The 6,000-nt window shown below is 40.9% G+C and carries 7 protein-coding genes and 1 pseudogene; 7 read left to right on the top strand and 1 reads right to left on the bottom strand.

The features are described from left to right. From G603_RS0115330 to G603_RS0115300, 7 genes and pseudogenes are all read left to right on the top strand, one after another. Window positions 1–293 (top strand): annotated as a pseudogene (locus tag G603_RS0115330) (radical SAM mobile pair protein B); the annotation flags it as partial. A 149-nt stretch (window positions 294–442) separates the two neighbouring features. Continuing rightward, window positions 443–1,300 (top strand): DUF3737 family protein, encoded by an 858-nt coding sequence (locus G603_RS0115325; protein WP_026670771.1) that lies wholly within the window; start codon window positions 443–445, stop codon window positions 1,298–1,300. A 32-nt stretch (window positions 1,301–1,332) separates the two neighbouring features. Beyond that, window positions 1,333–1,707: a MerR family transcriptional regulator gene (locus tag G603_RS0115320; protein WP_026670770.1), complete on the top strand. Its 375-nt coding sequence runs from the start codon at window positions 1,333–1,335 to the stop codon at window positions 1,705–1,707. 43 nt (window positions 1,708–1,750) lie between these two features. Then, the gene (locus tag G603_RS0115315; protein ID WP_026670769.1) at window positions 1,751–2,893 is read left to right on the top strand and encodes an aldo/keto reductase; all 1,143 of its coding nucleotides are present in this window, start codon (window positions 1,751–1,753) and stop codon (window positions 2,891–2,893) included. An 18-nt stretch (window positions 2,894–2,911) separates the two neighbouring features. Next, on the top strand, window positions 2,912–4,003 hold the full coding sequence (locus G603_RS0115310; protein WP_026670768.1) for an aldo/keto reductase: 1,092 nt from the start codon (window positions 2,912–2,914) through the stop codon (window positions 4,001–4,003). A gap of 64 nt (window positions 4,004–4,067) precedes the next feature. Next, window positions 4,068–4,277, top strand: coding sequence for a hypothetical protein (locus G603_RS20690; protein WP_196808088.1), 210 nt, complete (start codon window positions 4,068–4,070; stop codon window positions 4,275–4,277). A 21-nt stretch (window positions 4,278–4,298) separates the two neighbouring features. Then, complete coding sequence (locus G603_RS0115300; RefSeq protein WP_026527976.1) at window positions 4,299–4,919, top strand: flavodoxin family protein; 621 nt, start codon at window positions 4,299–4,301, stop codon at window positions 4,917–4,919. Window positions 4,920–4,975: 56 nt separating this feature from the next. Here G603_RS0115300 and G603_RS0115295 read toward each other — a convergent pair whose 3' ends face one another. Further along, entirely contained in the window at window positions 4,976–5,905 is a 930-nt protein-coding gene (locus tag G603_RS0115295) for a DMT family transporter (protein WP_026670767.1), read from the bottom strand. Window positions 5,906–6,000: the final 95 nt, after the last annotated feature.

Here is a 6,000-nt window from a genome sequence, read left to right as displayed (position 1 = left end):
TGAATCTTCGCGGAGGTTTTAAGGCAGATATCATGAAATACATTTCCGATAAACATCCGGATCTGGTGCCGCTGTATGACGAAATTTATAACAAAAAGAACCGCAGCTATTTTGAAGCGCTGGAAAAGAAAGCAGAAGAGCTGGCTAAAAAGTATGATTGCAGGTTTGTTGATAATGAAACTCCGTATGAGAGAGTAGAGAAAGGACATCCGACAATCGTAGATTACTTTTACCACGAAGAAGTAAGAGGAACTGCCAATAGTGGAAAGAGAAATGTAATACATAATCCTTGATGGAAGAATAAAGTTTATAATTTTTTAATAAATTTCCTGCTCCAGGCCTATTGACTTAGAGTTAACTCCAGGGTGTAGGATGACCATATCGAGCCCGAGAAAAAGATGAAACTACAGATGATTTTTTTATAGAGAGAAGAGGTAATCTGATGAACGATATGATTATAAATAACAAAACTTTTGATGAAGAGAGAGCCCTTTATGGGAGCAGAGATATTACAGCGACGGACTGCAAGTTTGATGGTCCTGCAGACGGAGAAAGTGCTTTTAAAGAGAGCAGGAACGTTACTGTGAAGAACAGCTTTTTTAATCTCAGATATCCATTCTGGCATGATGATAAGCTGGTTCTTGATAACATCGAAATGACTGAAAACTGCAGGGCAGCCCTCTGGTATACAAATGATGCAACAATCAGTAATTCCAAAATGCACGGGATTAAAGCATTGCGGGAGTGTTCAAATATTAAAATCGAAAGCAGTGACATTATTTCTCCTGAGTTTGGATGGTCGGTAAAAGACATTGAGATGAAAGATACTACTGTCCAGGGTGAATATTTCATGATGAGATCAGATCGACTTCATTTTGAGAATGTGACGCTTAAGGGTAAATACTCTTTCCAGTATATTACAGATTCTGTTTTTGAGAACTGCAACTTTGATACAAAAGATGCCTTCTGGCATGCAAAAAATGTGGTAGTAAGAAACAGTGTTATAAAGGGTGAATATCTTGCGTGGTACTGTGAGAATGTTACGTTTGAGAACTGCACAATCATTGGTACGCAGCCTCTTTGCTACTGCAAGGGATTAAAACTGATTAACTGCAAAATGGTTGATACAGACCTTGCTTTTGAGAAGTCTGAAGTGGAGGCAACGATTATCTCTCCTGTTGTCAGCATTAAAAATCCTCTTTCAGGTTCTATTTCAGTTCCGGAAGTTTCAGAGATCATCATGAATGACGCAAGCGCTTCCGGAAAGATAATTGTTAATGGTATGGAAAAATGTGCCTGATAAAGATTGATCATATATAGGAGATAAAGGCCATGACAATCAAAGAAGTTTGTGAGAAGTACAATCTGACCCCGGATACGCTGCGTTATTATGAGCGCGTAGGCGTCATCCCTGAGGTAACAAGAACAGCCGGAGGCATAAGAGATTATCAGGAAGAAGATATCGGATGGGTTGAAAATGCTGTGTGTATGCGTGACGCCGGAGTTCCTGTCGAAATGCTGATCGAATATGTGAAGCTTTTCCGAGAAGGCGATTCCACCATTGATGCCAGGACAAATCTGCTGAAGGAAGCTAGGGAGCAGATCCTTGAGGCTAAGAAGAAATATGATATTGCCCTGGAGAAGCTGGATTATAAGATTGGCAGATATGAAGTGGCACAGAAAACAGGTAAGCTCACGTGGGAGTAAATGAGTAATTATCAGAAATGTAGGAGGGTTATGACTTATGGCAATGGTTTACAGAGATTTTCAGGGTATCAGTCTTTCAGGGCTTGGATTCGGGGCTATGAGGCTTCCGGTTGTAAACGGTAACGATGCGGAGATAAATCGTGATGAGGCCAAAAGGATGGTTGATAGAGCAATGGCAGCCGGAATCAACTATTACGATACAGCATTCGGATATCATGACGGTAACTCTGAGATAGTGATGGGGGAAGCTCTTTCAAAGTATCCCCGGGACAGCTATTACATTGCTACCAAATTCCCGGGATATGACCTTTCAAATATGCCAAAGGTAAAAGAAATATTTGAAGAACAGCTCAAAAAGACAGGGATGGAGTATTTTGATTTCTATCTTTTCCATAATGTTTGTGAGATGAACATCAATCAGTATCTTGATCCGAAGTACGGGATCTTTGATTATCTTATGGAGCAGAAGAAAAATGGCAGGATAAAGCATCTTGGATTTTCATGCCATGGAGAGTATGAAGTCCTTAAGAGATTCCTGGATGCATACGGGGAGCATATGGAATTCTGCCAGCTTCAGCTTAATTACCTCGACTGGAAATTCCAGAAGGCTGAAGATAAGGTTAAACTTCTGAATGATATGAATATCCCGGTATGGGTTATGGAACCGCTTCGAGGTGGTAAGCTTGCAAAACTTGATCCGCTGTCTGAACAAGAATTAAAAGCTCTCAGGCCTGACGAGGAAATCCCGGCATGGGCTTTCAGATTTTTGCAGTCAGTAAAAGGCGTAACGATGGTACTTTCAGGGATGTCATCAATGGAGCAGCTTGATGCTAACCTTAAGACGTATTCTGAGGATAAGCCCCTCAATGATAAAGAGATGGAAGGGTTGATGAAGGTTGTGGACAGAATGATGTCTACAAAGACAGTTCCATGCACCGCATGCCATTACTGTGTAAGTCACTGTCCTCAGGGACTAGATATACCCTATCTTATCTCTTTATACAACGAACATCTCTATACAGCAGCTGCCGGAGGAATGACGTTCATAGCCCCCATGGCGCTTGCAGCAATGGATGAATCCAAGAAGCCGGTATCCTGTCTGCACTGTCATAGCTGCGAGCAGGTATGCCCACAGCAGATAAAGATTTCAGATATGATGTCTGATTTTGTTGAAAAAATTGGATAAATAGGACTGGAGTTTTTTATGAGATACAGGGTAAATAAAAGAACCGGAGATAAGGTCAGTGAGATAGGATTTGGCTCAGCATATATTTATGAAGCGGGAACCAAAGCTTCGGTTGAAGCAATCAGACGTGCCTATGAAGGCGGTATCAACTACTTCGATATGGCCGCAGGAGATGGAAGCGCATTTCCCATGTATGGAGAGGCTTTGTCTGATGTGAGGAATAATATCTTTTACCAGATCCATTTTGGGGCGGATTATTCAAGAGGCACTTACGGGTGGTCACTTGATCTGGACACGGTTAAGAGATCACTGGATAAGCAGCTTCACGACCTTAGGACTGACTATATTGATTATGGATTTATTCACTGTCAGGACGAAGATTCTGATTGGGAAACTTATCAGCGGAACGGTGTATATGATTATCTTCTGAAAATGAAGGAAGAGGGAGTGGTAAAACATACAGGCCTTTCATCCCACACGCCATCAGTGATACAGAGGATTATGAATGAAGCTGAAATCGATATGCTCATGTTTTCCGTTAATCCCGGTTATGACTACGGGCAGGGCGATTATGCTCATGGCGGTGTTGACGAAAGATCGGAAATATACAAGAGATGTGAGAAGGAAGGGGTTGGAATTTCAGTAATGAAGCCATTCTCAGGAGGCCAGCTCCTTGATGCAAAGAGGTCGCCTTTCGGACAGGCACTCACACCTTTTCAATGCATAAAATATGCGCTTGATAAGCCCGGAGTACTCACAGTGCTCCCGGGAGCGCAGAGTGTAGCAGAGGTTGACGAACTATTGTCTTACTACGACAAGACAGATGAAGAGCTTGATTACTCAGTAATAGGTTCCTTTGCGCCACCGCAGGCAAATGGTAAGTGTGTGTACTGTAATCATTGCAAACCGTGCCCCGTGGGCATAGATATAGGCCTTGTGAACAAATATTATGATCTGGCAAAGGTTGGAGATACGCTTGCAAAAGAACATTATAGTACCTTGGAAAAGAAGGCATCAGATTGCATTTCCTGTGGCCATTGTGACGACAGATGTCCATTTGGCGTAAAGCAAAGCAAGAGAATGACAGAAATAAAATCATTCATGGAATAACAAGAGGAGGATTTAAAATGAGCAGAGTGAATTTGTGGATGCCCCGCTTATAGATGAACTACCAATGGCTTTAGAGTGCAGAGTAAAAAGCTTTGAGGATGGTATTCTGATCGGTGAGATTGTAAACGTATCCGCTGATGAAAGCGTAGTTACGAACGGAAATGTAGATCCAAAGAAGCTTAAGCCAATTACCTTTGATCCGTGTAACAATACGTATGTTGCCCTTGGTGATGTTGTGGGTAATGCTTTTAAGGATGGAATGTCACTTAAATAAGACGGAAGGAGAATTCTTGTAATGAAGGTATTGATAATCAATGGAAGTCCAAGAGTGGGTGGTAATACTTCAATAGCAGTGGACGAAATGGCTAAAACATTTACTGAGGAAGGTATTGAAGCGGAAATTGTTCAGGTCGGTAACAAAGATATCCGCGGATGTATCGCCTGTGGAAGCTGCATGGAGAAGGGAAAATGTGTATTTGATGATGTAGTAAACGAGCTTGCACCTAAGTTTGAGGAGGCAGATGGACTAGTAGTTGCTTCACCTGTTTATTACGCATCTGCCAATGCAACACTTATAGCATGCTTGGACAGACTTTTCTATAGTACGCATTTTGACAAAAGCATGAAGGTTGGCGCAAGTGTGGTAGTATGCCGAAGAGGCGGTGCGTCAGCTACTTTCGATGAATTAAACAAGTACTTCACCATCTGTAATATGCCTATCGCATCCAGCCAGTATTGGAATAGTGTTCATGGAAGGGAAAAGGGACAGGCTGAAAAAGACCTTGAAGGCCTTCAGACAATGAGAGTTCTTGCCAGAAACATGTCCTTCCTAATGAAGAGCATAGCTCTAGGAAAAGAAAAATATGGCATGCCAAAATCGGAAGAACACTTGTGGACACATTTTATCAGTGAATGATTTAATACTCTTTTTGTCGATGCTAGTCAAAGTTAGGAAAAGACTGTGAAGAATGCTTATACAGGATTCTTCGCAGTCTCTTTTGATGTAACGGTATTTTCTTTTGAACCAAAGGTAATGAAGAATAACATCATAAAGATGAGACCAAAACCTATAGCATCGTAGATGGTGAATCTACTCTTTAAAACAAATGTTGAGATAAGGGCAGCTGTTATTGGTTCAGCAAAACTGTAAAGAATAGCTTTTTGTGGACCGATCTTTGAGACTCCGCTTATGTATAGGGTAAATGCACAAATATTACCAATAACGACAACAAAAAGTATTCCAAATATTCCCATAAGGTTTGGAATGTAATATATTTTCCAGGTTCTAAAAGCTATCCCCAAGAGTGCACCGCCAAGTAAAAATGACCATCCCTGAGCCACGATTACAGGAATGCTATTAGTAATCTTTGGTGCAAGTACGTTGTATATCATTACGCAGAACGCACTGCCGATACCGGCAATAAGTGCAGGAAGTGGTAATGAGATGTGCTTTAAATCACCATGTGTTGTTAACAGGAAAACACCGGTTATTGCTAAAAGTATGGATATGATTTCAAAAGATCTGGGCAACCTCTTTGAGGTCATGCATGTAAAGATAAGTATAAATATTGGTGATAGATCCTGAAGTATTGTTCCCATGGCTGCATTTGAAAGTTCAATTGTTAGAAAATATAGGAACTGACAGATACTTACACCCGCAACTCCATATATAATCATCCATTTTGCCATTTCTACAGATTTCCATGGCTTGAACACGGTATCTTTATGTCTTATCAGGCAATACAAAAGGATAAGTATTCCTGAAAGACCAAGTCTTATAGGCACGAGCCACCTGCTATCCATCTGCTGTACGGTAAAAAGGTACTGGCCCATTGATCCGGACAATCCCCAGCAAGATGCTCCAAGTAGCGTAAATATTATTCCTTTTAAATTTCTTTTCATTGTGTTACTGCTCCTTGACAGAAAACATATATAACACAATCAGAATTCCTTTTCAATTTATTTCAGAATAAAAAAATCACTTTATTTTTATCCCA

Source organism: Butyrivibrio sp. AE3006 (genome assembly GCF_000424165.1).
Classification (GTDB): Bacteria; Bacillota; Clostridia; order Lachnospirales; family Lachnospiraceae; genus Butyrivibrio.
The sequence above is the reverse complement of the archived record's forward strand: the minus strand, read 5'-3'. Positions and strand labels throughout refer to the sequence as shown.

Excerpts from the sequence above, each read along its gene's own strand:
- G603_RS0115325 (WP_026670771.1), top strand. The coding sequence starts at position 443 with ATGAACGATATGATTATAAATAACAAAACTTTTGATGAAGAGAGAGCC.
- G603_RS0115320 (WP_026670770.1), top strand. The coding sequence starts at position 1,333 with ATGACAATCAAAGAAGTTTGTGAGAAGTACAATCTGACCCCGGATACG.
- G603_RS0115315 (WP_026670769.1), top strand. The coding sequence starts at position 1,751 with ATGGTTTACAGAGATTTTCAGGGTATCAGTCTTTCAGGGCTTGGATTC.
- G603_RS0115310 (WP_026670768.1), top strand. The coding sequence starts at position 2,912 with ATGAGATACAGGGTAAATAAAAGAACCGGAGATAAGGTCAGTGAGATA.
- G603_RS20690 (WP_196808088.1), top strand. The coding sequence starts at position 4,068 with ATGGCTTTAGAGTGCAGAGTAAAAAGCTTTGAGGATGGTATTCTGATC.
- G603_RS0115300 (WP_026527976.1), top strand. The coding sequence starts at position 4,299 with ATGAAGGTATTGATAATCAATGGAAGTCCAAGAGTGGGTGGTAATACT.
- G603_RS0115295 (WP_026670767.1), bottom strand. The coding sequence starts at position 5,905 with ATGAAAAGAAATTTAAAAGGAATAATATTTACGCTACTTGGAGCATCT.